General features: G+C 42.9%; 27 protein-coding genes, 1 tRNA gene and 1 pseudogene. 26 read left to right on the top strand and 3 right to left on the bottom strand.

The window, feature by feature from the left end; genetic code table 11:
- Positions 1 to 60 precede the first annotated feature (60 nt).
- The 5 genes from Hs20B_RS03590 (at position 61) to Hs20B_RS03570 (ending at position 4,931) form a co-directional block, all read left to right on the top strand.
- Positions 61 to 1,272 carry a phosphopentomutase gene (locus Hs20B_RS03590; RefSeq protein WP_172355688.1) on the top strand — a complete coding sequence of 404 codons (1,212 nt, stop codon included), beginning with the start codon at positions 61 to 63 and terminating at the stop codon, positions 1,270 to 1,272.
- Positions 1,272 to 2,087 (top strand): purine-nucleoside phosphorylase, encoded by an 816-nt coding sequence (locus Hs20B_RS03585; protein WP_172355686.1) that lies wholly within the window; start codon positions 1,272 to 1,274, stop codon positions 2,085 to 2,087. The genes Hs20B_RS03590 and Hs20B_RS03585 overlap by 1 nt, the downstream gene beginning before the upstream one ends.
- Positions 2,088 to 2,162: 75 nt before the next feature.
- Positions 2,163 to 2,870 carry a purine-nucleoside phosphorylase gene (gene deoD, locus Hs20B_RS03580; protein WP_172355684.1) on the top strand — a complete coding sequence of 236 codons (708 nt, stop codon included), beginning with the start codon at positions 2,163 to 2,165 and terminating at the stop codon, positions 2,868 to 2,870.
- A gap of 80 nt (positions 2,871 to 2,950) precedes the next feature.
- Complete coding sequence (gene dinB, locus Hs20B_RS03575; RefSeq protein ID WP_172355682.1) at positions 2,951 to 4,012, top strand: DNA polymerase IV; 1,062 nt, start codon at positions 2,951 to 2,953, stop codon at positions 4,010 to 4,012.
- Positions 4,013 to 4,088: 76 nt separating this feature from the next.
- Positions 4,089 to 4,931, top strand: a complete 843-nt coding sequence (locus Hs20B_RS03570) for a hypothetical protein (protein ID WP_172355680.1) — start codon at positions 4,089 to 4,091, stop codon at positions 4,929 to 4,931.
- Here the strand turns inward: Hs20B_RS03570 and Hs20B_RS03565 are convergent, their stop codons facing one another.
- The gene (locus Hs20B_RS03565) at positions 4,932 to 5,582 is read right to left on the bottom strand and encodes a prepilin peptidase (RefSeq protein WP_172355678.1); all 651 of its coding nucleotides are present in this window, start codon (positions 5,580 to 5,582) and stop codon (positions 4,932 to 4,934) included.
- A gap of 94 nt (positions 5,583 to 5,676) precedes the next feature.
- On the opposite strand from Hs20B_RS03565, the gene Hs20B_RS03560 reads away from it, so the two are divergent.
- The 5 genes from Hs20B_RS03560 to Hs20B_RS03540 all read left to right on the top strand — a co-directional run bounded on the left by Hs20B_RS03560 (position 5,677) and on the right by Hs20B_RS03540 (position 8,826).
- Positions 5,677 to 6,138 (top strand): Dps family protein, encoded by a 462-nt coding sequence (locus Hs20B_RS03560; protein ID WP_172355676.1) that lies wholly within the window; start codon positions 5,677 to 5,679, stop codon positions 6,136 to 6,138.
- A 76-nt stretch (positions 6,139 to 6,214) separates the two neighbouring features.
- A complete protein-coding gene (locus Hs20B_RS03555; RefSeq protein WP_172355674.1) occupies positions 6,215 to 6,445 on the top strand; it encodes a YqgQ family protein in 231 nt (76 codons plus the stop codon).
- Positions 6,420 to 7,400 (top strand): ROK family glucokinase, encoded by a 981-nt coding sequence (locus Hs20B_RS03550; RefSeq protein WP_172355672.1) that lies wholly within the window; start codon positions 6,420 to 6,422, stop codon positions 7,398 to 7,400. The genes Hs20B_RS03555 and Hs20B_RS03550 overlap by 26 nt, the downstream gene beginning before the upstream one ends.
- Before the next feature lies 1 nt (position 7,401).
- Positions 7,402 to 7,794 (top strand): rhodanese-like domain-containing protein, encoded by a 393-nt coding sequence (locus Hs20B_RS03545; RefSeq protein ID WP_172355670.1) that lies wholly within the window; start codon positions 7,402 to 7,404, stop codon positions 7,792 to 7,794.
- A 69-nt stretch (positions 7,795 to 7,863) separates the two neighbouring features.
- Positions 7,864 to 8,826 (top strand): LCP family protein, encoded by a 963-nt coding sequence (locus tag Hs20B_RS03540; RefSeq protein WP_172355668.1) that lies wholly within the window; start codon positions 7,864 to 7,866, stop codon positions 8,824 to 8,826.
- A gap of 42 nt (positions 8,827 to 8,868) precedes the next feature.
- On the opposite strand, the gene Hs20B_RS03535 is transcribed toward Hs20B_RS03540, so the two are convergent.
- Both Hs20B_RS03535 and Hs20B_RS03530 read right to left on the bottom strand, forming a co-directional pair.
- Complete coding sequence (locus Hs20B_RS03535; RefSeq protein ID WP_172355666.1) at positions 8,869 to 9,777, bottom strand: phosphodiester glycosidase family protein; 909 nt, start codon at positions 9,775 to 9,777, stop codon at positions 8,869 to 8,871.
- Position 9,778: 1 nt separating this feature from the next.
- Positions 9,779 to 10,684: a phosphodiester glycosidase family protein gene (locus Hs20B_RS03530; protein WP_172355664.1), complete on the bottom strand. Its 906-nt coding sequence runs from the start codon at positions 10,682 to 10,684 to the stop codon at positions 9,779 to 9,781.
- Positions 10,685 to 10,823: 139 nt separating this feature from the next.
- Between Hs20B_RS03530 and typA the strand changes: the two genes are divergently transcribed.
- The 16 genes and pseudogenes from typA (at position 10,824) to Hs20B_RS03450 (ending at position 25,186) form a co-directional block, all read left to right on the top strand.
- Positions 10,824 to 12,659 carry a translational GTPase TypA gene (typA, locus tag Hs20B_RS03525; protein WP_172355662.1) on the top strand — a complete coding sequence of 612 codons (1,836 nt, stop codon included), beginning with the start codon at positions 10,824 to 10,826 and terminating at the stop codon, positions 12,657 to 12,659.
- A 32-nt stretch (positions 12,660 to 12,691) separates the two neighbouring features.
- Positions 12,692 to 12,922, top strand: coding sequence for a DUF3165 family protein (locus Hs20B_RS03520; RefSeq protein ID WP_172355660.1), 231 nt, complete (start codon positions 12,692 to 12,694; stop codon positions 12,920 to 12,922).
- Between the two features lie 36 nt (positions 12,923 to 12,958).
- Positions 12,959 to 13,411, top strand: coding sequence for a tRNA (adenosine(37)-N6)-threonylcarbamoyltransferase complex ATPase subunit type 1 TsaE (gene tsaE, locus Hs20B_RS03515; RefSeq protein ID WP_172355658.1), 453 nt, complete (start codon positions 12,959 to 12,961; stop codon positions 13,409 to 13,411).
- On the top strand, positions 13,408 to 13,923 hold the full coding sequence (locus Hs20B_RS03510; RefSeq protein WP_172355656.1) for a GNAT family N-acetyltransferase: 516 nt from the start codon (positions 13,408 to 13,410) through the stop codon (positions 13,921 to 13,923). Before tsaE ends, Hs20B_RS03510 begins: the two co-directional genes overlap by 4 nt.
- Before the next feature lie 67 nt (positions 13,924 to 13,990).
- The gene (locus Hs20B_RS03505; RefSeq protein ID WP_172355654.1) at positions 13,991 to 15,280 is read left to right on the top strand and encodes an LCP family protein; all 1,290 of its coding nucleotides are present in this window, start codon (positions 13,991 to 13,993) and stop codon (positions 15,278 to 15,280) included.
- A 49-nt stretch (positions 15,281 to 15,329) separates the two neighbouring features.
- A tRNA-Arg gene (locus Hs20B_RS03500) sits at positions 15,330 to 15,403 on the top strand.
- A 91-nt stretch (positions 15,404 to 15,494) separates the two neighbouring features.
- Positions 15,495 to 16,142 (top strand): endonuclease III, encoded by a 648-nt coding sequence (gene nth / locus Hs20B_RS03495; protein WP_172355652.1) that lies wholly within the window; start codon positions 15,495 to 15,497, stop codon positions 16,140 to 16,142.
- On the top strand, positions 16,132 to 16,830 hold the full coding sequence (locus Hs20B_RS03490) for a tRNA (adenine(22)-N(1))-methyltransferase (protein ID WP_172355650.1): 699 nt from the start codon (positions 16,132 to 16,134) through the stop codon (positions 16,828 to 16,830). Before nth ends, Hs20B_RS03490 begins: the two co-directional genes overlap by 11 nt.
- A complete protein-coding gene (locus Hs20B_RS03485) occupies positions 16,817 to 17,587 on the top strand; it encodes a Nif3-like dinuclear metal center hexameric protein (protein WP_172355648.1) in 771 nt (256 codons plus the stop codon). The genes Hs20B_RS03490 and Hs20B_RS03485 overlap by 14 nt, the downstream gene beginning before the upstream one ends.
- A 142-nt stretch (positions 17,588 to 17,729) precedes the next feature.
- Positions 17,730 to 18,848 (top strand): 5-methyltetrahydropteroyltriglutamate--homocysteine S-methyltransferase, encoded by a 1,119-nt coding sequence (locus Hs20B_RS03480; RefSeq protein WP_172355646.1) that lies wholly within the window; start codon positions 17,730 to 17,732, stop codon positions 18,846 to 18,848.
- A 121-nt stretch (positions 18,849 to 18,969) separates the two neighbouring features.
- On the top strand, positions 18,970 to 19,647 hold the full coding sequence (locus Hs20B_RS03475) for a Rossmann-fold NAD(P)-binding domain-containing protein (RefSeq protein WP_172355644.1): 678 nt from the start codon (positions 18,970 to 18,972) through the stop codon (positions 19,645 to 19,647).
- Complete coding sequence (locus Hs20B_RS03470) at positions 19,644 to 20,147, top strand: hypothetical protein (protein WP_172355642.1); 504 nt, start codon at positions 19,644 to 19,646, stop codon at positions 20,145 to 20,147. Before Hs20B_RS03475 ends, Hs20B_RS03470 begins: the two co-directional genes overlap by 4 nt.
- Positions 20,131 to 22,512: a homocysteine S-methyltransferase family protein gene (locus tag Hs20B_RS03465; RefSeq protein ID WP_172355640.1), complete on the top strand. Its 2,382-nt coding sequence runs from the start codon at positions 20,131 to 20,133 to the stop codon at positions 22,510 to 22,512. Before Hs20B_RS03470 ends, Hs20B_RS03465 begins: the two co-directional genes overlap by 17 nt.
- Before the next feature lie 339 nt (positions 22,513 to 22,851).
- Positions 22,852 to 23,214, top strand: a pseudogene (locus Hs20B_RS03460) (site-specific DNA-methyltransferase); the annotation flags it as partial.
- Positions 23,215 to 23,469: 255 nt separating this feature from the next.
- Entirely contained in the window at positions 23,470 to 23,817 is a 348-nt protein-coding gene (locus Hs20B_RS03455) for a helix-turn-helix domain-containing protein (RefSeq protein ID WP_172355638.1), read from the top strand.
- A complete protein-coding gene (locus Hs20B_RS03450; protein WP_172355636.1) occupies positions 23,810 to 25,186 on the top strand; it encodes a recombinase family protein in 1,377 nt (458 codons plus the stop codon). The genes Hs20B_RS03455 and Hs20B_RS03450 overlap by 8 nt, the downstream gene beginning before the upstream one ends.
- The last annotated feature ends 219 nt before the right edge of the window (positions 25,187 to 25,405 follow it).

Here is a 25,405-nt window from a genome sequence, read left to right as displayed (position 1 = left end):
TTAAAAACTTGTTTTTTGCTATAATAGAAAAAGAGACAAATAAAGAAAAGAGGCAGTGAGATGTCAAAATTTAATCGAATTCACTTAGTCGTCATGGACTCGGTTGGTATCGGTGCAGCGCCTGATGCGAATGAGTTTTTCAACCACGATGTGGATGATACCAAGTCTGATACTTGGGGACATATCTCAGAAAACTTTGCGCTAAATGTACCAAACATGGCGAAAATTGGTCTGGGTAACATTCCCCGAGATAAGGCATTAGTCGGCGTTGAACAAGTCAGCGCGCAAAACGGCTATGTAACAAAGTTAGAAGAAGTTTCACGTGGCAAAGACACGATGACAGGTCACTGGGAGATCATGGGGCTCAATATCAAGGTGCCGTTTAGAGTATTTCCTGAAGGCTACCCTGAGGATCTGCTTGAAAAGATAGAAGCTTTTTCAGGGCGTAAAATCATCCGTGAAGCGAATATCCCATATTCTGGAACGGCTGTTATTGATGATTTTGGGCCACGGCAGATGGAGACGGGTGAATTGATCATTTATACGTCTGCTGATCCAGTGCTGCAAATCGCAGCTCACGAAGATGTGATTCCTTTGGAAGAGCTTTATAAGATCTGTGAATACGTGCGGTCGATTACACTGGACGATCCGTACATGATTGGTCGGATTATTGCGCGACCTTATGTTGGCACACCTGGACATTTCACACGGACTGCTGGGCGCCATGACTATGCGCTGTCGCCTTTTGGGCATACAGTGCTTGACTCACTAAACGAAGCTGGCGTGTCTGTTTACTCAGTCGGCAAGATTAACGACATTTTCAACGGTGTTGGGATCAATCACGACATGGGTCACACGGCGAGCAATATGGCAGGTGTCAATCGCCTGATTGAAACGCTGAAACTGCCTGAGTTTGAGACTGGTTTTTCATTTACCAATCTGGTTGATTTTGATGCGCTTTTTGGTCACCGTCGCGATGTGGCGGGATATGGTAATGCCATCAACGAATTTGATGCTCGCTTGCCTGAGATTTATGAGGCGATGGGTCATGATGATCTTTTGCTGATCACAGCTGACCACGGCAACGATCCGACTTATCCAGGGACTGACCACACCCGTGAGTACATTCCGCTTCTTGCTTACAGCAAAGCTTTTTCTGGAAATGGCGTGCTGCCAGTTGGACATTATGCTGATATTTCAGCAACAGTAGCTGAAAACTTTGGCGTTGCTGCCACTGAAAACGGTGTTTCATTCTTAGGAGATTTGACATAATGCTAGAAAATTTGAGTGCAAAAATTCATGAAACGGCTGATTATCTGACGAGTATCGGCTTTGGAAACGCTGATTTTGGCTTGATTTTGGGATCAGGCTTGGGCGACCTTGCTGAGGAGATTGAAAATCCGATTATTGCTGACTATGCTGATATTCCAAACTTTCCTGCTTCTAAAGTTGCAGGACATGCAGGCAAGTTAGTTTACGGTGAACTTTCAGGTAAAAAAGTGATTGCCATGCAAGGGCGCTTTCATTATTATGAAGGTCATGACATGCAAACTGTGACGATGCCTGTGCGTGTGATGAAGTTGCTTGGTGCTGATAGCCTGTTAGTTACCAATGCGGCTGGGGGCATTAGTTTTGGTCCTGGTACCTTGATGCTGATTTCAGATCATATTAACTTCACAGCCAATCATCCGCTAATTGGGGATAATCTGGACGAGTTTGGACCACGTTTTCCTGATATGAGTGATGCCTATACACGTGATTATCGTGAGATTGCAAAACGTGTGGCAGCTGAAAATAAAGTTGCCTTGTCAGAGGGCGTTTACATGGGCTTTTCGGGTCCGACTTATGAAACGCCAGCTGAGATTCGTTTTGCTGAAACCATTGGTGCCGACGCTGTCGGTATGTCGACTGTGCCAGAGGTCATTGTGGCTGCGCATTCAGGTATGAAAGTGCTTGGTATCTCTGCGATTACCAACCATGCAGCAGGCAAACAAGCTGAGCTCAATCATGAGGAAGTCGTCGCCGTGACCACACAGATCAAAGAAGATTTTAAGCTATTTGTTAAGTCGGTTTTGGCAGCTTTATAAGTATAGAGAGAACTCGCGATTTGGCGAGTTTTTTGCTATAATTAAGAGCAGAAATAAATAAAAACGAGGTAAATCATGAGTATCCATATCGAAGCTGAAAAACAGGACATTGCAGATAAGATTTTGCTGCCAGGAGATCCTTTGCGGGCAAAATTTATCGCAGAACACTTTTTAGAAGACGCCGTTTTATTTAACAAAGTGCGCAATATGTTTGGTTATACCGGCATTTACAAAGGCGAGCGTGTTTCTGTCATGGGAACTGGCATGGGCATGCCATCGATTTCGATTTATGCGCGGGAGTTGATTGTGGATTATGGTGTTAAAAAACTGATTCGTGTTGGGACAGCTGGATCACTTGCGCCAGATGTGCACGTGCGTGATCTGGTTCTCGCACAGGCAGCTGCAACCACGTCAAATATCATCAAAAATGACTGGCCTGAATATGATTTTCCACAAATCGCGGACTTTGACTTGCTTGATAAGGCCTACCATATCGCCAAAGATATGGGTGTCATCACACACGTTGGCAGCGTTTTATCTGCTGATTTGTTTTACTCAGACTTATTTGACAAAAACGTCAAGCTCGGTACCATGGGTGTAAAGGCGGTCGAGATGGAGGCCGCAGCGCTTTATTATTTGGCAGCAAAACATGGCGTGCAGGCTTTGGGCATCATGACCATTTCGGATTCGCTTGTGGCTGACGAGGATACAACGAGTGAAGAACGCGAAAAAACATTTACCGATATGATGGCAGTTGGCCTTGAGACTTTGATTGCGGAGTAACTCATCTCGTGAAGCAATCTGTTGAGATGAATTGCTTCTTGTTAGTTGAAAAAACTAACAAAAAGATGTAAAATAAAACCATGTTAGTTTTTCCACTCATCAATGATACCAGTCGAAAAATCATCCATGTGGATATGGATGCCTTTTTTGCCTCGATTGAAGAGCGTGATAACCCAGATCTAGTCGGTAAGCCCGTTGTGATTGCACGAAATCCGCTTGAGTCGGGCGGGCGCGGCGTTGTGTCTACGGCTAACTATATCGCAAGAAAATATGGGATTCACTCAGCCATGTCGGCTAAAGAAGCCTATGAACTCTGCCCGCAAGCTGTGTTCGTTTCTGGAAATTATGAGCATTATCGTGAGATTTCAAAGCAGATGCACGAGATTTTTCATCGCTATACAGATGAAGTTGAAGGGATGGCGTTAGACGAGGCTTATCTGGATGTTACAATCAATAAAATCGGTGCCACATCAGCCATAAAAATAGCTAAAATGATTCAGCATGATATTTTCACAGAACTCCATCTGACAAGTTCAGCCGGTGTTTCTTACAATAAATTTTTAGCGAAAATTGCGTCAGATTTTGAAAAACCGAGAGGTTTGACTTTGATCAGTCCGGATGAGGCGTTCACATTTCTAGCTGATTTTCCGATTGAGAAATTTCACGGTGTGGGTGCGAAAACTGCCGAAAAGTTGGAAAAACTTGGCATCAAAACAGGGAAAGACGTGCAGAATTATTCGCCACAGATATTGGCGGATAAGCTAGGTCAGTTTGGCTGGGAGCTTTATCTGAAAGCAAACGGCATTCACATGGCACCCGTCAAGCCCAATCGCATTCGCAAGTCGGTTGGTAAGGAAAAAACATACGGTAAATTGTTATATCTAGAGGCTGATGTCAAGGCTGAGGTTGAAAAATTGTCACAGAAAGTGTCTGATATTCTGACAAAAAATAAGATGAAAGGTAGCATCATCGTGATCAAAATTCGCTATGCTGACTTTACGACAGTGACCAAGCGATTATCACTAGATGAAAAGGTCGCTGATTTTCTAACAATTGATGGTCATGCTCAAAATTTATTGGCGGATTATTTGCAAGAAGATAAGGGCATTAGGCTACTTGGCGTAACGGTTACAGGGCTATAAAGGCATTTATGAAATAATTTTTCAATTTGACAAATGCTTAATTTGTGATACAATATAATCATGAGGTAAAGGCATCATGAAAAATATCTTTTTGAATAAATATTTGATTGCCACAGAGCTTTTTTTGACAGCGATTATTGCGGTTGGTGGTGTCATTGTCAACGAAAATAGTAAAAATAGTGCAGTTGAGCGCGGCAATAAGATTGTTGCGACTAAAAATATCATCAAAAGTTCATCAGAATGGGCAGCCGTACGAGAAGCGGCTGCAGCTGCAAGGACGATGCCAAGTCAGAAGCTGCCTGATATACCCGTGGCAGGGACAGATTCGCAGAAAGTCAGCACAACGGCGAAAGCGCCAGACAATCAGCCGTCGGCACCGAAGCCGGCAGTTGGCGAAAGTGATGGCAGAGGGACTTCGGTAGAGACTGAGGTTGGATCGACAAAATCAAGTGAATCTACAACAAGCCACAAACCCGCTACTGATAAGCATAGCTCAGAAAAAGCTTCAACAGTGGGTGTGACAACGACTGCGAGACAAACCGCTTATGACACTGAGACACCTCAGTCGCAGACGTCATCTGTGACAACGACAACTGCAAGCAATCCCAATGTGAAGAAGGCGTCAGATAGTCCAGAGACGAGTGTGCAAACATCTGCTTCTGAGCCAATTGTACCAAAATCACCAAGAGAATCACAGCTAACACCTAGTACGACAGCGACTGCGCAGGTACAGCGTGTACAACCGTCAGTTTCGTCAGAATCGAAAACGGCACTGGCACCATCAGAATCGACGCCTGAAGTCAAGCCTGAGCCAACACATACGTCAGAGGTTAGCATAGAGACACCACAAACAGTATCAAAGCCAGATAACACTGATACCAAATCAAGAGATTGGTCTTACCCGTGGCAATGGTGGTGATCAAATGATAAAAAGAACACTTATAAAGCCAATCGATAAAAAAGGTAAGAAAGGGATTTCTTCCTTTTTTTTGCGTAACATATAATAGACAATGCCTGTTAGGCTGGCGATAAATAAGAGTAGTGTTATCTGATGTAAATCAATTAAAAAAGATAGCAAACTCAAATAGAGCCAATCGCCAGATCCGATTTTTTTCAAGCCAAGCTCGGTTAATAAAGCAGCAATCAGGAAAAATAGGACGGCTAGACGAAAGGGCGTTGTGACAAGTAGCAAGCCAAAAAAGATCAGCCAGATGATCAAGGGAAAGCTGTGACTTTTGAGATCAAAACCTGTCAAAAGGCTTGAAACGACCAGTAAAATAAACGTCGTTAGATCAATCGTGCTTGAAAGTCCAAGCATGAAAATACCGCCTGTCAGGACTTCCAACACGCCATACCAAACCGGAATATGACTGCCACAGTAGCGACATTTTGAGTGGCTAATCGCCTGTGATAGGATAGGAATCAGATCCCTGTTTTTGAGTGTTTGACCACATTTTCCGCAATGAGAGCGAGGAAAGGCGATTGACTGTCCATCGGGCAAGCGGTCGATGCAAAGGCCGAAAAAGGAACCAAAAATCGTACCAATAGTAAAAAATAAAAAGTTTTCCATACTGATATATACGAAAAAATAAGCAAATTGTTTGCGTCTGTTTGAAATTTGACTTATAATAAAGTTAGAAACAAATAAAATATGGAGGCGACATATGTCAAGAGAAAAAACACAAGCGGTACTCAATCAATCAGTTGCTGATTTGTCAAAAGCGTCAGCTTTGGTGCACCAAGTTCACTGGTACTTACGCGGTCCTGGCTTCATGAAATTACATCCAAAAATGGATGATCTCATGGATGAACTCAATGCCATCTTAGATGAGTTGTCAGAACGTCTCATCACGATTGGTGGCTCACCCGTCTCAACCTTGAAAGAATTTGACGAATTGTCAAAAGTTGAGTTGGAACCTGCGACATGGGGCAAAAAAACTGAAGATCGCATCAGTGAAGTTGTTAAGGCCTACAAATACTTGGCGAGTGCTTTCCAAGACGGTCTAGATGCAACTGACGAAGAAGGCGATGACGTGACAAACGGCATGTTCTCTGACGCCAAAGGTGCTGTCGAAAAAACAATCTGGATGCTAGAATCAGAACTTGGTCTGGCACCAGGTTTGTAAAAAGTTAAAGAGTCCGCATAAGCGGGCTTTTTTTGATGTTTGAAAATGTTTTCATAATATGTTAAAATATGGGAGTATGAAAACATTGTATGATGTCCAGGAATTTCTTAAAAAGCATGGCTATGTGAACTTATTTAGCAATCGGCGTGATGCCATATTCTTTATGGCGCAGGAGCTAAAATCACAGTACGATGCGGGACTAATTCCAGACCAAAATGATTATTTCACTGCAGATTTGATTTTGCGGCGAGAACATAGACTTGAAAGTGAGAAAAGCAACCATGACACAAAAAATTATCGGCATTGACCTTGGCGGCACAACCATTAAATTCGGCATTTTGACGATTTCTGGCGAAGTTCAGGATAAGTGGGCAATTGAGACAAATATCATCGGCAATGGTAAAAATATCGTGCCTGATATTATCCGTGCCATCAACCATCGGCTGGATCTGTACAAACTTGATAAATCTGACTTTATAGGTATTGGTATGGGATCACCTGGTTCTGTTGATATTGACAAAAATACAGTTAAGGGCGCTTATAACTTGGGTTGGGAAGAACTGCAAGAAGTAGGTCGTGAGATTGAAGTAGGCGTTGGTCTGCCATTTGCGATTGACAATGACGCAAATGTCGCAGCGCTTGGTGAACGTTGGGTTGGCGCAGGTGAAAATAATCCTGATGTTATTTTCATGACGCTTGGCACAGGTGTTGGCGGCGGGATTATTGCTGCTGGAAATTTGATTCACGGTGTGGCTGGTGCTGGGGGTGAAATCGGGCACGTGACAGTTGATCCTGATGGTTTTGACTGTACCTGTGGCAAAAAAGGCTGTCTTGAAACCGTTGCGTCAGCAACAGGTGTTGTCCGTGTGGCACGCCAATTGGCCGAAGAATATGAAGGCGAATCTGATATCAAAGCTGCCATCGATAACGGCGAAACAGTGACGTCAAAAGATATTTTTATCGCCGCAGAAGCAGGGGATAAATTTGCCGATTCAGTCGTTGAAACTGTTGGAAAATACCTCGGATTAGCAGCTGGTAACCTTGGCAATACGCTCAATCCAGACTCTATCGTCATCGGTGGTGGCGTGTCTGCAGCTGGCGAATTTTTGCGCGCACGTGTTGAAAAATACTTCAAAGTATTCACTTTCCCGCAAGTCCGTGAGTCTACAAAAGTGAAAATTGCTGAGCTCGGAAATGATGCAGGCATCATCGGTGCCGCAAGCCTCGCCTTGAAATTTGCAAAAGATAACGAGGTCGCATAAGATGTTTATTTATATTTTTGATGTTATTTTAATCATCGCGATTGTTGCAATTGTTGGCTATCCACAGGTTAATAAATTACGCATTAAAAAAATCTCGAAAACGGTTGATAATGCCGAATTTTCAAATGCTGTGACAGGCGGTCAATTGATTGATTTGCGTGAACCTGCAGATTTTCGTGTGGCACATATCCTAGGTGCACGTAACTTGCCGTATTCACAGTTTGAACAAAGTATTTCTGCCATTCGTAAGGATAAGCCAGTGCTGTTTTATGAAAATGGGAAGCCAACGATTTCAGTTCGTGCAGCTTTGAAACTCAAAAAAGCAGGCTACACAGATATTTACATCTTGAAATCTGGGATGAAAGCATGGAATGGTAAGACAAAAACGGTTTAACTGACAATATGAGCGTTAGAAATACTATTTTTAGGTAAAATCAGGTAGTAGCAAAGGAAAAGAGCAAGCATGGAGACGAGAAAACGACGCGCAACACGTGTGGCGCAAACGCCTGTTCGGCATAAAAAAGACAAAAAATCGAAAAAGAAAAAACACAAAGGCCTCAAAATTTTTGGCTGGATTGTGCTTGTGTTGGTGTTGATTGGCGGTGCTATTGGTGGGAAAGCCTATCTGGATGTCAAAAAAGCGTCTGATAAAGCCTATCAAGAAGTCAACCGGAAAACGGTGGCAAAACTGCCAAGTCTCAAAGCAAAATCACCTTTTTCATTCCTATTTTTAGGGGTTAATGGCAAGACGGCAAACGATGTTTTAGTCTTAACGGTTAATCCTAAGCAAAATAAAACCACAGTTATTAGCCTCAAGCGAGACATTTATCTGACATCTGAAAAGACGACGCTAAAAAATCTTTACGGCACTAAAGGGGTAGCAGGTGAGATTGATGCCTTGCAAACTTTGCTTGGTGTCAGTATCCCACGCTATGTGCAGTTTGACATGCGTGGACTTGGCGACTTTGTTGAGGCTGTAGGTGGTGTTGAAGTGGCAAATGACACCGAGTTTATTTCAAATGGCTACCAGTTCAAAAAAGGAACACTGAGTTTACATAAGTCTGATGAGGTTAAAGCGTTTCTGACCAAAGTAACGGGTGGCGATGTTGATGATGAAAAGGCAGATGCAGCCTTGATTGAGCGAGAACAAGCTGTTCTGATGGCTGTCATCCCCAAGATGAAATCTGTTAAAACTGTCCTCAAATACAATCAGTTTGTCAGTGCATTTGGCGATAATGTCAAAACTGACCTTGTCTTTGGTAATCTGAAAGCGCTAGCTCTTAACTACAATGGTGTACTAGGCAACATTACCAAAGAAAATCTCAAGACAACTAAGACGACAATCGACGGCAAGGATCAAATCATCTTGTCAGAAGATCAAGTGAATAAAGCACATGACCGGATTGAAGAAGCATTAAGTGAATAATAAAAGTGATTGGCAACTATTTGTCAATCACTTTTTGTTTTTCTATTTCAGAACGATGAAGTCTGCAACAGGCCGTCCGTCTTGACTCGCAAAGATAGTCTGGCCATTCAGCGACATTTGAGAAGAGCCGCCACCGTCAAGGACGACGAGATTTTGCAGCTTGAGATCAGCTACCGCAGCCATGGTCCCCTCGTAACCCACGCTTGTGTCAGATATGATGAGATAGATATTATTAGCTGCGTCATTGCCAATATAAGAGTGAATCATCCAGTTGACAGAGCCGTCGTCAGGCAAGGTCACACCGTTTTTTATGAGAATGCTACCAAAGCCATAACTTTGCTCCGCACCTTTTTCGAGAATCTCTGTGGCAGGTGTATGCAAGTCATAGCCTGTAGCAGATCCGTTTTTATTGATAACAAATGCAGCACTACCGTAAGCCGTATTTGACCAGTTTGAAAAAAGTTTACCATTGTTAATCTGGAAACCAACGATTTGACCTGTCGCCATGTCAAAGCCTGATGTGTTCATGATCAAGGTATTTGGATATTTGTCAATCATGTCCTGCATCGTATAAGTGCCGGGGATTTGTGCTGCTGCAGTTTTCAAAACTTTTGGATTATTAGCACGATAGATGGTCACACCCTCGACGGATAAGTCGGTGAACTTGTCAAGCTTTTCTTTGGATTTGACCTGTACCCAGCCCGCCTCGCCCGTGTCCTTGACTTCTGGAGCTGAGGCAATGGCGACTTTTGATGAGCTTACGATCGTGTTTGACGTATTTGTCTTGATAGGGTTACTTGCTGTTGAGTGCGTTGTTTTTGACTGTGTGAGTAAGACAAAGGCTGAGATACAGGCAATTATGAGGATGAGTCCTACTATCACAAGTCCTGTTTTGCCAAATTTCGTATTTTTATTTTCCTGGTGTCTACTTCTAGTTGTTTTTTTTGCCATGTTATTTTAGGACGATAAAGTCGCCGACTTGACGATTGTCTTGGCTTGCGACAAGTGTTTGCCCTTTGAAGCCCATTTGCGAAGAACCACCACCGTCCATGACGACAAGGTCTTTGAGATGCATATCAGAAACAGTGTCCATGATTCCTTGGTAGGCAACGCCAGTGGCTGCAACCATGACGTAGATGTTATTATCAGCGTCATTTGCGAGATAAGAGTGAATCATCCAGTTGACAGAGCCATCATCAGGCTGAACAACGCCATTTTTGATCAAGATAGAACCAAAACTGTAAGATTGTTCGGCACCTTTGGCGAGAATCTCACTTGCTGGAGTAGAGCTGTCATAAACCGTTGAACTACCGTCTTTATTGATGACAAATGCTGTATTGGCACGTTTGTTTTCACCCCAGTTGGTGAAAAGTTTGCCGTTGTTGATCTGAAAACCGGTGATCTGACCAGTTGACATGTTGAATCCTGACGTGTTCATGATGAGGGCGTTTGGGTATTGCGCCATTACGTCTGGCAATACTTGCAAGGTTGGGTTATCTGACGTGGCAGTTTTTAAGACTTTTGGATTGTGTGCTTTGTAAATGGTCACATCGCCTTTTGACATGTCGGTGAACTTGTCAGCGGTACCTTTTGATTTGACCTGTACCCAGCCTGCTTCACCCGCGCTTGCGACTTTTTGCGTGTCGTCAGAAGCAACGACAGAGCTTGATGAGATAATCGTTGCACTTTGTGACGGATTGACCTTAATAGGCGCATTCTTCGAAGAGGAGGGGGCAGTGGTCGTTTTACTCTTGCTAAATGGTTTGACAATCAGAACAGCTGCAATAGCAGCAACAATGATCACGAGTAGTAGCCAGATAAGCCAGGCTTTAGATTTTTTCTTCTGATTTCTTTTCATTCTACTATTATAAAGGGCTTTTGACATTTAGTCAAGATAATTTTATGTTGAAAACGCTTAATAAAAGCCATTGTTTGCATTTTACAAAAAATGTGTTATACTAGGTTAGTTGAAATAGAATAAAAATAGAGGTAAAATCTTGACTAAATTACGCGAAGACATCCGGAATGTCGCAATCATCGCCCACGTCGACCACGGTAAAACAACACTTGTTGACGAACTTTTGAAGCAATCTGATACATTGAGCGCTCGTGCTCATCTTGACGACCGTGCCATGGACTCAAACGATCTTGAAAAAGAACGTGGGATTACGATCCTTGCCAAAAATACGGCTGTAAAATATAAAGATAAACACATCAACATCTTGGACACCCCTGGTCACGCGGACTTTGGTGGTGAAGTTGAACGTATCATGAAAATGGTTGATGGGGTTGTTTTGGTCGTTGATGCCTACGAAGGTACGATGCCACAAACGCGTTTCGTTTTGAAAAAAGCCTTGGACCAAGGTTTGACGCCAATCGTTGTTGTCAATAAAATCGACAAACCATCAGCTCGTCCTGAAGAAGTTGTTGATGAAGTGCTTGAACTCTTGATTGAGCTTGGTGCTGACGAAGACCAACTTGAGTTCCCTGTCGTTTATGCGTCAGCTATCAACGGGACTTCTAGTCTTTCTGACGACCTTGCCACGCAAGAACACACGATGGAACCTTTGTTTGAAACAATCATCGATCACATTCCTGCGCCGGTTGATAATTCTGACGAACCTTTGCAATTCCAAGTATCACTACTTGATTACAATGATTTTGTTGGTCGTATCGGTATCGGACGTGTCTTTCGTGGGACAATCAAAGTTGGCGACAGCGTAACATTGTCTAAACTTGATGGCTCTAAACAAAACTTCCGTGTAACGAAATTGTTTGGTTTCTTTGGTCTTGACCGCGTCGAAATCAATGAAGCAAAAGCTGGTGATCTGATCGCCGTATCTGGTATGGATGACATCTTTGTTGGTGAAACAGTAACACCATCAGACCACATTGATCCACTGCCAATTCTACACATTGACGAACCAACACTTCAAATGACATTCCTCGTGAATAACTCACCTTTTGCTGGTCGAGAAGGAAAATGGGTAACATCACGTAAAGTCGAAGAACGTTTGCAATCAGAATTGCAAACTGACGTGTCATTGCGCATTGACCCAACTGACTCACCTGACCGTTGGACGGTTTCTGGTCGTGGTGAATTGCATTTGTCAATCTTGATTGAAACAATGCGTCGTGAAGGCTATGAACTTCAAGTATCACGTCCTGAAGTTATCGAACGTGAAATAGATGGCGTACGTTCTGAACCATTTGAACGTGTCCAAATCGATACACCTGAGGAATACCAAGGCTCGATCATCCAAGCCCTTTCTGAACGTAAAGGGAACATGCTTGACATGGTAAACACAGGTAATGGTCAAGTCCGTTTGATCTTCCTAGTGCCTGCACGTGGTCTCATCGGATTCTCTACGGAGTTCCTTTCTATGACACGTGGTTACGGAATTATGAACCACACGTTTGACCAATATATGCCAATGATTCACGAACAAATCGGTGGTCGTAGCCGTGGTGCGCTTGTGTCTATCGATACAGGAAAAACGACGACTTACGCGATTATGGGTGTTGAAGAACGTGGTACAATCTTTGTTAATCCAGGAACAGAAGTCTATGAAGGCATGATCATCGGGGAACATTCTCGTGAAAATGACTTAACTGTCAATGTCACAAAATCAAAACAAATGACAAACGTGCGTTCAGCTAATAAAGACCAAACCAACGTCATCAAAACGCCACGTATCCTGACTTTGGAAGAATCAATCGAGTTCATGGCTGATGACGAATATCTTGAAATCACACCTGAATCAATCCGTTTGCGTAAACAAATCTTGAACAAAGCAGAACGCGAAAAAGCAAGCAAAAAGAAAAAAGGATAAGCTCTGAAGCGTGAACAGGAGGGCGACGAGTTATGTTTTATTTAGTAGTCTTAGCGCTTTTCATCATGTTTTACCTCTTTTTAGCACCAGATGATATAAAAAAAAATCTCAACCTTTTTATCGGGATTATCGGAAGCGTTTTGTCAGTGACAATCGTGATTTCCTTGATCATCTCGAATAAAACATCTATTTTGCAAGGGCTCGTGATTCTTGCGGGGCTTGCGCTCATGGTGGAAAGTATTCGTGAGATAAATCAATTATAACCAGTCGCAAGACTGGTTTTTTGATATAATAAAGTTATGAAACTAAATGAAAAACAACTCATAACTTATGCTGAAAAGTTGGGCGAGAAATTGCGATCAGGCGATATTATCGTACTGACAGGAGATTTAGGTGCTGGAAAAACGACGTTTACTAAGGGTTTGGGGCGAGGCCTAGGCATTAGTCGGATGATCAAGAGCCCGACTTATACCATTGTCCGTGAATACGACGAGGGTAGGTTGCCGCTGTATCATATGGATGTTTACCGGATTGGTGACGATCCGGATTCGATTGATTTAGATGATTATCTTTTTGGTGATGGCGTGACAGTGATCGAGTGGGGAAATCTTTTGGGACCAGATTTGCCCGCTGACTATCTGGAAATTGTCCTTGAAAAGGACGAGGCAACGGAAACGGCATCAGATAATGATGCTGAAAGTCGCGTGTTGACACTTGTCCCACACGGAAAAGGGTATGAGGTGTATCTATGACTGAAATCATCGTCCGCGAAGCAACGGCAACAGATGCACAAAAATTGATTGATTTTCTCGATGCTGTGGGTAAGGAATCTCATTTTCTGACCCTAGACGAAGCTGGTATTTTGATGTCAGAAGCGGATATGGCGACTTATCTGACGCAGATTGCTGAAAAGGATAATAACGCTTATTTTCTAGCGATTTTGGATGATGAGATTGCCGGTGTAATTAGCTTGACGGCTGATTTTCACTATCGGATTCGGCATATCGGAGATTTATTTATTGCTGTGCGCGAGCAGTTTCAGGGCTATGGCATCGGGAAAATTCTCATGGCTGACATGCTTGACTTTGTGGCAGAAGTGGGTGTTATCAAACGCTTGGAGTTGCAAGTCCAAAAACGAAATGAGCGTGCTGTGCACATTTATCAAAAAAATGGTTTTGAGATAGAGACCGTCAGAAAATATGGGGCGCGTGATGAAACTGGTCAGCTGATTGATGTCCTTGAGATGGTCATATTTTTCGACTAAGGTTACAATTTTATAACATTTTCTTAATTTTCAGCTGAATCATCCAAAAATTTGGTAAAATAGAAGAATGAAGCGAAGTCATCGAGTTTACCGTGAGGAAAGACATGGTATAAAAAAACAAGCAGTAAAGAAAAATGGGAAACGTAAACTGCGTCTCTGGCAAAAAACTTTGCTGGGATTGCTCATTTTTGTTGTTGTCGCACTGGGGGCAATCTTTGTATATGGGAAAATCGTACTAGATCGCACTGAAAATGTTATGAAATCGACCTTTTCAGACTTGGGTATTACCTCAACAAAAAAAACAGACGAGATTATCAAGGCGACAAAGCCCTTGACAGTGCTTCTCATGGGTGTTGACACGGGTGATGCGACGCGTTCTGATACTTGGGCTGGCAACTCAGACACCATGATTGTCATGACCATCAATCCCACGACAAACACGACAACCATGGTATCATTGGAACGTGATATGCTAGCAAATATTCTAGATGCGCAAGGTCATATCACAGATGTCGCTAAGCTCAACTCAGCCTATGCGACGGGAGGGGCTGCGTCTGCGGTTCGGACTATTCAGCATCAAATTGGTTTGAATATTGATAAATATGCGCTAATCAACATGAACGGCCTTAAAGAGCTTGTGGATGCGGTTGGTGGCATTGAAGTTAATAACACGCTTGGCGAGACGATTTCTATAGCGGAAACTGAGCCAGAATATACTGCGAGCATTGCACCAGGTAAGCAGCATATCAATGGCGATCAAGCATTGGTCTACTCACGTATGCGACATCAGGATCCGGAAGGGGACATTGGCCGTCAAACACGCCAGCGTGAGGTTATCAGTCAAGTGGTCAAAAAAATACTGAGTTTGAACTCTGTGACTAAGTATGAAAAGATCCTGCAAGCCGTCTCAAGCAATATGAAAACTGACTTTTCTGTCAATACGAGCAGTCTGACGAGTTTGATTGGCTATAAAGACGCCTTTCAAAAAATGCGCTCAATCAAACTACAAGGCGTCGGTGAGATGATTAACGACGGCTCTTACCAAGTTATGCCCGCTGCTAATCTGCTCAGTGTACAAAACGCGCTACGTCTATCACTTGGTCAAAAAACGGTAGATAGCCTGTCTGATAGCATCGTTACCTTCGATAATTACTATGGGGAAGCGTCGTCAGAAGCCGTATTACCAACGGTCACAACGACTGTTTCTGGGAAATCAACTGAAAAAACACTTCTGACGGACGGTGAGGAAACAACAGCTGAAAAAGCAGAGGCTGAAGACACTGATGTAACTACCACCGACGCTAGTACGGCATCATCTGATCAGGTATACGATGCTTATGGTAATCCAGTTTATTAAAAATTTGACGAAACAGCTGAATTTTGGTAGAATTTAGTAGTTGTCAAATGGTCTCATAGCTCAGCTGGATAGAGCATTCGCCTTCTAAGCGAACGGTCGCAGGTTCGAATCCTGCTGGGATCATATTAGTTATAAAAAAGTATCTAGCAGACCGCAGAATTTGGCGGTTTTTTTGCTAAAATAACAGGATTATTTGAAAGGAAAGGAACCAAAAATGCTCAGTAAAGCAAAGTTTACAGCAGTTTTAGCGATTATCGCTGGGATGTTTCCAAATGCGCATGGTGAGCTTGAATCAGACACGCCTTTTCAGCTTTTGATTGCAACGATCTTGTCTGCCCAGGCGACAGATAAAGGGGTTAATAAGGCAACGCCAAAACTATTTGCGAGTTATCCAGATGCTGAAACTCTGGCAATAGCTGATATAGCTGACGTTGAAAGCAAGATTCGCACCATTGGCCTCTATAAAACCAAGGCGAAAAACATCGTCAGAACGGCGCAAATGTTGATAACAGACTTTGGCGGTGAGCTGCCGCATGATAAGGACTTGCTGCAAAAGCTGCCAGGTGTGGGAAGAAAGACCGCAAACGTCGTCTTAGGTGATGCGTTTGGCATTCCTGGAATTGCCGTGGATACGCATGTAGAGCGCGTTTCAAAGCGCTTGCAGCTTGTCAAACAATCAGCGACGGTGCTTGAAGTCGAAGATAAGCTGATGAAGGTAGTGCCTGAAAAAGACTGGGTCGAAACGCATCATCGCCTAATTTTTTTCGGGCGCTATCACTGTACGGCAAGAAACCCCAAATGTCAAACTTGCCCAGTCCTACCTTATTGTAAATTCGGAGAAAAATTGACCCATGAATCATGAAAAATTATCGAAACGCTTGCAAGCCGTTGCAGATTTTGTGCCTGACAATGCACGCCTGCTTGACGTTGGCAGTGACCATGCTTATCTGCCAATCAACCTCATAAGAACAGGAAAAATCAATTTTGCCGTGGCAGGTGAAGTTGTCAAAGGCCCGTTTGAGTCGGCAGTTGACAATGTCCGTGTGTCGAATCTGACTGATAAAATCACCGTGCGACTCGCAAATGGTCTCGTAGCAATGACAGCAGATGACGCTATTAACACCGTAACAATTGCAGGCATGGGTGGTAATCTGATAGCTGAGATATTGGCTGCGGATACGGCAAAACTAGAAAAAGTTGAGACCCTAATCTTGCAACCAAACAACGGCGAGAAATTTTTGCGGACTTGGCTGGTTGCGAATGGGTTCAGCATTTCTGACGAGCGTATTTTGTCAGAACACGACAAGATTTATGAGCTTATGCGAGTCAGACACGCTAAAAATACTAACGCCAACTTAACTTCTGACGAGTTGACATTTGGCAAATATCTGATGAATGAAAAATCAGCAGTGTTCAAAGCCAAATGGCGTGCAGAACAGCTGAATATGCAAAAAATTCTGGACAAATTACCCGCAGCAGCTGCTGAAAAACGTCAAATGTTTCAAGAAAAAATAGAAAAAATCGAGGCAATACTAAATGCTAGCAAGTGAATTTTTCAAACTTTATGAAGCCTACTGTCCTAAAGAACTTGCCATGGCTGGCGACCCAGTAGGCTTACAAATCGGAACGCTAAATCGGGACATCAAAAAAGTGATGGTGACTTTAGACATTCGTGAACAAACAGTCGCAGAAGCGATTGAGAAGCAAGTGGACGTGATTTTAGCCAAACATCCTGTTATTTTTCGCCCGCTTGACAACCTGACAGCTAGCCAGCCGCAGGAAAAAATCGTACTTGATCTTGCGCGTGCGGGCATCGCAGTTTATACGAGCCACACCAATATTGATATTGTCGAAAATGGTCTAAATGACTGGTTTTGTGAGCTTTTGGAGGTGACAGATGTTGAAAATCTGACAGAATTCGGGCTTGGCCGTGTTGGCCATGTAAAACCCCAAACACTTGCGACATTTTCAGAAAAGGTTAAAGCCGTTTTTGGTCTTGATGGCCTTTCTGTCGTGAGTTATGATCGCAGTATGTCGCAAACTATTGGTCGTGTTGCCATTTGTGGCGGCTCAGGTGGCAAGTTCTACGTGGACGCCGCAGCTAAGCAAGCAGATGTTTATATCACAGGTGACATCTACTATCACACAGCACACGATATGCTTTCGCTCGGGATTTCTGCCATTGATCCTGGACATCACATCGAGGCACTGTTTATCCTAAAAGTTGCGGAAGTCCTTAGAAATTTTGACACATCAGTCGAGATTATCGAAAGTACGAGCCTGACCAATCCATTTGTTAAATTTTGAAAACAGCTGATGCGTCAGTTGTTTTTTTGATTGTCTAAAGTAGTTATAGTTTAAAACTATGACAAAACTGCATTTTTATATATTTTACAACTATAGCAAAATGATATAAAATAAAGTCATCAAAGAAAAAGAGGTAACTAAAATGGTAAAACAAAAATTTGAACATGTCGGCTCATTCTTGCGTCCAAAGGCTTTATTAACTGCGCGTGAACAGTTTGACAATGGGGCTATCACACGAGAAGATCTGACTGCGATTGAAAACGCTAGCATCACAACACTCGCTAAAAAAGAAATCGCAGCTGGACTCGACGTCATCACAGATGGTGAATTTCGCAGATCTTACTGGCACTTAGACTTTTTCTGGGGATTTGACAATGTTGCGCACACCCACTACGGTCAAGGCTATCTTTTCGCAGATGAAGAAACGCGCGATGACACAGCCGTCTTAACAGGAAAACTTGGCTTTACTGCTGAAAATCATCCAGAACTCGCAGCTTATGCCTTTATCAAAAAAATCGCAGATGCTGAAAACGGTGCAGTCGAAGCCAAAATCACGATTCCTGCACCAGCACAGTTTTTGGCAGAACTTTTACGCGGGAATAACGCCGCAATCACGGCAGAATTTTACCCGGACCACAAAGTGTTGTTAGATGATATAGCAAAAGTCTATCACGAAGCGATTTTGGCCTTATATGCGGTAGGTGCGCGGACGATTCAGCTGGATGACTGTACATGGGGCATGCTAGTTGACAAAGATTTCTGGGACACCATGGCAGGTGCAGGCTTTGACCTTGCGGGCATCCAGGAAGATTATCTTTATGTCAACAACAAAGCGATTGACAATTTGCCTGATGATTTGACGATCAATACACACATTTGTCGTGGCAACTATCATTCGACTTATGCGACAAAAGGCGCCTATGATACCGTTGCTGACGTCCTCTTTGCTCGTGAGCATGCTGAAAAATATTTCCTAGAATATGACAACGAACGCTCAGGTGGTTTTGAACCATTGGCAAAGTTCCCAGCAGATAAAGTCGCAGTTTTAGGTTTGATTACCTCAAAAAATGGCGTGCTGGAAGACAGAGATGCTGTGATCACACGGATAAAAGAAGCAACACGCTATCTGCCTTTGGAGCAGCTCTACCTGTCAACACAGTGTGGCTTTGCATCGACCGAGGAAGGCAATATCCTTTCGGAAGACGATCAGTGGACCAAACTAGCCCTTGTCAAATCAATCATCGACGAAGTTTGGGCATGAGTGAGAACAGCCGACGGCTGTTTTTTGCTATAAGCATATTTTATAGCGGCTATCAACATTTAAGCATAGGCGCAATCTGTAAAAATATGCTAACATAATAGTAAGAGAAAATGGAGGCAGTATGCAATATCTACCCTTAGAAAAAGCCGAAGTCTTGCGCTATCTGGGCTATAAACGCAAGCAGGAGCTGACGAGTGATGTGTCAGACTTGGTGGATGACTTGATGCTGGAGGTTCAGGAAAAGTCACATGCCAGATACCTCTATCAAGCCTATGATTTCACGCTTGACGAAGAAAATCTCGCAGTTCATCTGACTGGCACAGACCTTGTTTTACAGTCAAAAAATATCTATAATCACCTGAAAAATGCTAAAAAAGTTGTCTTATTGGCATCGACACTTGGCATCGAAATTGAGCGTCAGATCAGGCTTTATGAACTTTCTGAGATGACTAAGGCCTTTGTTTTGGACTCGTGTTGCGTGGATTATATCGAAAAAGTCTGTGACTTGGCAGAAGTTGATATTGCAGATAGATTTTCAGACTATACGCTAAATCGCAGGTTTTCACCAGGTTATGGTGATTTGTCACTTGATATTCAGCCACAGTTTTTGAAAACATTGGCCGCAGATCGTAAGTTAGGCTTGACGCTGACTGATACCAATCTCATGGTGCCACGCAAGTCAGTAACGGCAATCATGGGATTGTTTGATGATCCGAAAATTGCACGGCCACGCCGAAAAGAACCAGATGATCTGACGGTTGAGATGGTAAGAAATGCGCATTTTAACATCGACGCATGACCTTAAAAATCAAAAAACTGACGCAAATTGCGATTTTGAGCGCACTTGGGAGCGTGATGCGCCTTAGCCTTGTTGCCTTTCCAAATGTCAAGCCAATCACCGCTTTCTTTTTTGTTTTGGTGATTTACTTAGGCCTTGGAACGGCGCTTTTGGTGGCAAGCTTGACCATGACGCTAACAGGGCTTTTACTAGGATTTTCTGTGATTATTTTCGCACAGATCGTCTCATATGCGATGATTTTGACGGCTGGCTACTTTCTTTTTAAACATGTCAGACAGGTCGTGTTACAGGCGATTCTTGCGGGTATTCTTACCATGTGTTGGGGATTTTTAATCTCACTTTTTTCGGCTAGGTTATTTGGTAGTAGTATCTGGCCATTTTGGCTCAGTGGTTTGCCATTTGACGTCGCACATGCCGTGTCAACGGCGCTCTTTTTTCCAGTGCTGATCATCATTTTCAAACAGATAAATAAAGGACAAAACAATGACAATTTTAGATGATTTACGTGATAATATTTTGCTTTTTGACGGGGCAATGGGGACGCAACTCCAAAACAGAGGCTTGCCGATTGGGGGGATTCCTGAGCATTTCAACCTGACACACCCTGAGATTGTGACAGCTATTCACAAAGACTATGTGGCTGCGGGTGCGGATGTCATCACGACCAATACGTTTCAGGCAAATACCACAAAAATGGACGCTGATGAGCTAGAATCCGTGATTACAGCAGCGGTCTCCCTTGCCAAGTCAGCCAATCCAAAATATGTCGCCTATGACATGGGGCCAACTGGGCAGCTATTACAACCAATGGGCACGCTGTCATTTGACAAGGCCTATGAGATGTTTGCAAGTCAGGCCAAACTGGCTGAATCAGCGGGTGCTGATCTTGTGATTATCGAGACTTTAGCTGATTTACTTGAAACAAAGATTGCCGTGCTTGCCGTTAAAGAAAATACAAACTTGCCGGTGTTTGTTACGATGACCTATCAAGAAGACGGGCGTACTTTTGTTGGCGTTGATCCGCAAACGGCAACGCTGACTCTGCAAAATCTAGGCGTCGATGTCCTAGGCGTCAATTGCTCGCTCGGGCCAAAAGAACTTGCGCCAATTGTTGAAACGATTTTGACCTATGCGCAGGTGCCCGTCATGGTGCAGGCAAATGCTGGTCTGCCACAGATGGAAAATGGTGAAACGGTTTATAAAATCACGCCTGAAACCTATACGGCCTACACGCAAAAGCTCTTGGATAAAGGTGTTGCGATTATCGGTGGCTGCTGTGGCACGACGCCAGAGTTTATTAAGCAATTGCGTGCCATCATCACAACCACTGAAAAGGTTATACCAGAGCCAGTTTCTGGGACATTTATCACTTCAGGGCTGAAAACTGTTGCGATTGGTAAAGGTTTGACGCTAATAGGAGAGCGGATTAACCCAACTGGGAAACCTCGCCTAAAAGATGCACTACGCCGCAGCGATGTAGACTACATCATCAAAGAAGCGGTTGCCCAACGTGATGCTGGTGCAGATATTTTGGATGTCAATGTTGGTCTGCCTGAGATTGATGAGGCTGCCATGATGACCAAAACTATCGGTGAACTCCAGTCGTTGCTTGATCTGCCACTGCAGATTGACTCGTCAGAAGTGGCGGCGCTTGAAGCAGGCGCAAGACACTATAACGGCGTGCCCTTGATCAACTCGGTCAATGGCAAACAGTCAAATATGGATAAGGTTTTACCGATTGTTGCCAAGTACGGTGGTGTGATTTTAGGACTTTGTCTGGACGAGGACGGCATTCCTGAAACAGCTGAAAAGCGCTACCAAGTCGCCGAAAAAATCGTCCGTGAAGCTGGGAAATACGGTATTTCTGCTGATCGTGTGATGATTGATCCGTTGGTTCTGACGGCATCAGCTCAGCAGGATCAGGTACCCGTGACATTGGATACCATCCGTTTGGTCAAATCTCGTTTAGGCTGTAAAACGGTGGTCGGCCTGTCAAATATCTCTTTTGGCTTGCCAAATCGGGCGCTTTTAAACGGTACATTTTTGGCACAGGCATTTGGTGCTGGGCTTGATGCGCCCATCATGAATCCACTCAGTGATTATATGATGAGCGTTGTTCGCTCAATCAAGGTCTTTACGGGACAAGATGCCAATTCGAGTGATTTTATTGATAAGGAGCAAAATGCTAATATTGCCGTTTCATCCGGAAATAGCGCAGCACAACCAGCTCAGTCAGACGAAAATCTGACGCTCAAAGAGATGATTATCAAGGGACGCAAAGAGTTGACGGTTGCTGAAACCAAGAAATTGCTTGAAAACTTGACACCACTTGAAGTGGTCAATCAGCACTTTATTCCAGCTTTGGACGTCGTTGGTGCCAGATTTGAATCGGGCGAGCTTTTCTTGCCACAGCTGATGCAGTCTGCTGAAGCCACAAAAAATGCCCAGGAAGTCCTAAAGGACAAGCTCGCAAAAGAAGGCAAGCAGTCAGAAGATCTGGGCAAGATTTTACTTGCAACGGTGGAAGGTGACATTCATGATATCGGTAAAAATATCGTGAAGATGATTCTTGAAAACTATGGCTATGACATCATTGACCTTGGAAAAGATGTACCGATTGAAACGGTGGTTGAGACCGTGGTCAAGGAAAATATAAAGCTCGTTGGTCTCTCAGCCTTGATGACGACAACTGTGCAAAACATGAAACGCACGATTGCCGCAGTAAAAGCCGCTGCGCCTGAGACGATGTTCATGGTCGGTGGCGCCGTACTAAACGAGGAATACCGTGAGTTTGTTGACGCAGACTACTACGCAAAAGATGCCATGGCAAGTGTCGAGATTGCGCATCAGTATTTTGGTAATTAACAGGATAAAAAATACCTTATTAGTCAATTAACCACATTTTATCTATCTTTCTCGTCTATCTTTTGTTAAAATAGGGGTATCAGTTGACATAAAATAAGGAAAGTAGTAGCCTTGACAGACAGACAGACAGACAGACAGACAGACAGACAGACAGACAGACAGACAGACAGACAGACAGACAGACAGACAGACAGACAGACAGACAGACAGACAATAATCTTGCCAAATGTGACAGGTGTTTTAAGCGTGTACTCAAAATGAGTAGGCGCTTTTTTGCTGCAAAAAAATAGTACTCAAATGACTAATCACAATATTATCGAAAACTAAAGGAGCTAACCCATGACTGATCAACCAGAAAAAATCAACTTATCCGATGTTAATTCACGTAAAGTCGACAATGAATTATTAGACGAACTGCGCGATTTATTCGCTAAGGCAGAAGAACAAAAAGAACGCTACGACTTTATATGGAACGGTAAAGCCAAGGCCTATTTTGAAGCAGCAACGCCAACTACGAAAACCTTGCACCCGCAACCAGAGGAGTCTTATATCTACGCAGATGATGACTACAAAGAACGTGTCAATACCTTTGATGATTCAGAAAATCTGTTCATCACTGGTGATAATCTGGAAGCCTTGAAGCTGTTGCAGGAATCTTATCTAAATAAGATTGACATGATTTATATTGAAATAATCTATAATGAATTGATACAATTTAAAATGGGGGTAAACCCCGTAAACACGGCTTTCTCAAAGTTTCAAAATCGAGAGAGCCTTTTTCTTTTACCTAAAATACCGAAGTTAGTTGTGGTCTAATGATTTTTGGTATTTTAGGGGTGTTTAGAATTTTAGCTAGGGGTGTCCATTTTGACACCCCTGAGTTTTTTATGACCCCCTCTTGACTTTTCAGCGGACTTGAGTGATATATAGACACTAGAAAATATGGAGGTTTGTATTATGGAAGAAACTCAACGAAAGCAGATTGAAACTTTGAGGCACGAAGGACTTGGATATAAGCGAATTGCTAAGGAACTGAATATTTCAGTGAATACGGTCAAGTCATTTTGTAGGCAGAATGACTTGACCGGGGTAATGGTCGAAAGGACGAAGTCTGTAACGAATAATATTCCTGACGAGGTTAAACAACTTAAACAGGCAGAGATGGACTACCGACTTTCTAAAGTGATGGTGGACTATCTGTGTCATGAGGGGCTGATTACGAAGCGTGAAGAGAAATTGATAACTACTAGATTAGTAAAACAATTGAATCCTTTGCTCGGTATTTTGGAGGAATCACATGGTTGAGCATAAGGAAGTTGTAAAAATCGAGGGTACTGATTTCCCTAAGTTGATTACTAAAAATCAAGGGAGGATACGTGTTGCAGCATATGCCAGAGTTTCAACTGAGAAAGATGCTCAACAGAACAGTTTAAAGGCTCAGAAATCGTACTATATTGATTTGATTGATAATAATCCTAAGTGGGAGTTTGCAGGGCTGTATGCAGACGAGGGGATTAGTGGCACATCATTTGGGAGGAGGACTGCATTCAATGCGATGATTGCAAATGCTAAGGCTGGATTTATTGATATGATTGTGACGAAATCAATTAGTCGATTTGCACGAAATACTGTTGATACGCTCACGATAATTAGAGAATTGAAATCAATTGGTGTTGCAGTTTGGTTTGAAAAAGAAAGTATTGACACGCTTGATGCAAAGGGAGAGTTTATTATTACCTTGCTATCAAGTTTGGCACAAGAAGAAAGCAGAAGTATTTCAGAAAACTGTACTTGGGGTCAGAGAAAACGTTTCTCAGATGGGAAAGCAACTGTGCCGTTTGCTCGTTTTATAGGTTACAATAGGGGCAGAAATGGCGAGTTTATCGTAAATGAAGAACAAGCCGTCACTGTTAGGGCGATTTACGCAATGTACATCATCGGATTTCCAATTAGCGCAATTAAGCAAAAACTTGAAGCGCTGAGAATTCCGAGTCCAGGCGATAAAGAAAATTGGAATATAGGGAATATCCAAAGTATTCTTAGAAACGAAAAATACAAGGGAGATGCTCTGCTTCAAAAGACTTATACAGTTGATTTTTTGACAAAGCGAAAGAAAAAGAATGAAGGTGAGTTACCGCAATATTATGTTTCAGAGCATCATGAAGCGATAGTTTCCTCAACGATATTCAATTTTGTTCAAGAAAAACTTGAAAGTGAACGAGGAAAAAAACGGATGGCTTTGACACCATTTTCAAGCAAGTTAATTTGTGAAGTTTGTGGGTCGTATTATGGACCTCGTGTTTGGCATGCTGATAAAATTGGCAAGCATAAAAAGAAGGTGTGGCAGTGTAAGCATTTGACTGCGTGTGGGACTCCGCACGTTGAAGATGAACGGTTACAGCAAGTGTGTAGAGATTTAGTTTGCGATAAGATAGCAAAATCAGATGTTCGAGAAAATTTGATTGGTATAATTTCTAGTGTTGTCATTGCAGAGAGTAGACTTGATAGAATTGTGGAAACTTTGAACGATATAGGTGGTGGTATGAAGATGACGGATTATTCGATTGCTGATATTGCGATGATTATTGAGAGTGTTGAGGTTAAGAGGAATTGTCGTCTGGAATTTCTGTTTATTGATGGGGTGAACTTCAATATTGCTTTATATCAGTCCTAACAAGATTGTTTTTGGGTAAGTTGTCACTACAAAATAGATAACACAAATTTATAACGGAGTACTTGTTGCAGGGAACATTTAGTGTGCAGCATTGCTTTCGAGGGTGGATGTTTACTATATAGGGTTTTATAGCGATTTCGTCTTTTGTCGCAAATCGCTTTTTTTTGTCCTAAAATGATGATTTTAGGGGGCGGTGTTGAGTGTATAGGTTTGTCATTG

Source organism: Pseudolactococcus insecticola (genome assembly GCF_011170065.1).
GTDB classification, from domain to species: domain Bacteria; phylum Bacillota; class Bacilli; order Lactobacillales; family Streptococcaceae; genus Pseudolactococcus; species Pseudolactococcus insecticola.
The sequence above is the reverse complement of the archived record's forward strand: the minus strand, read 5'-3'. Positions and strand labels throughout refer to the sequence as shown.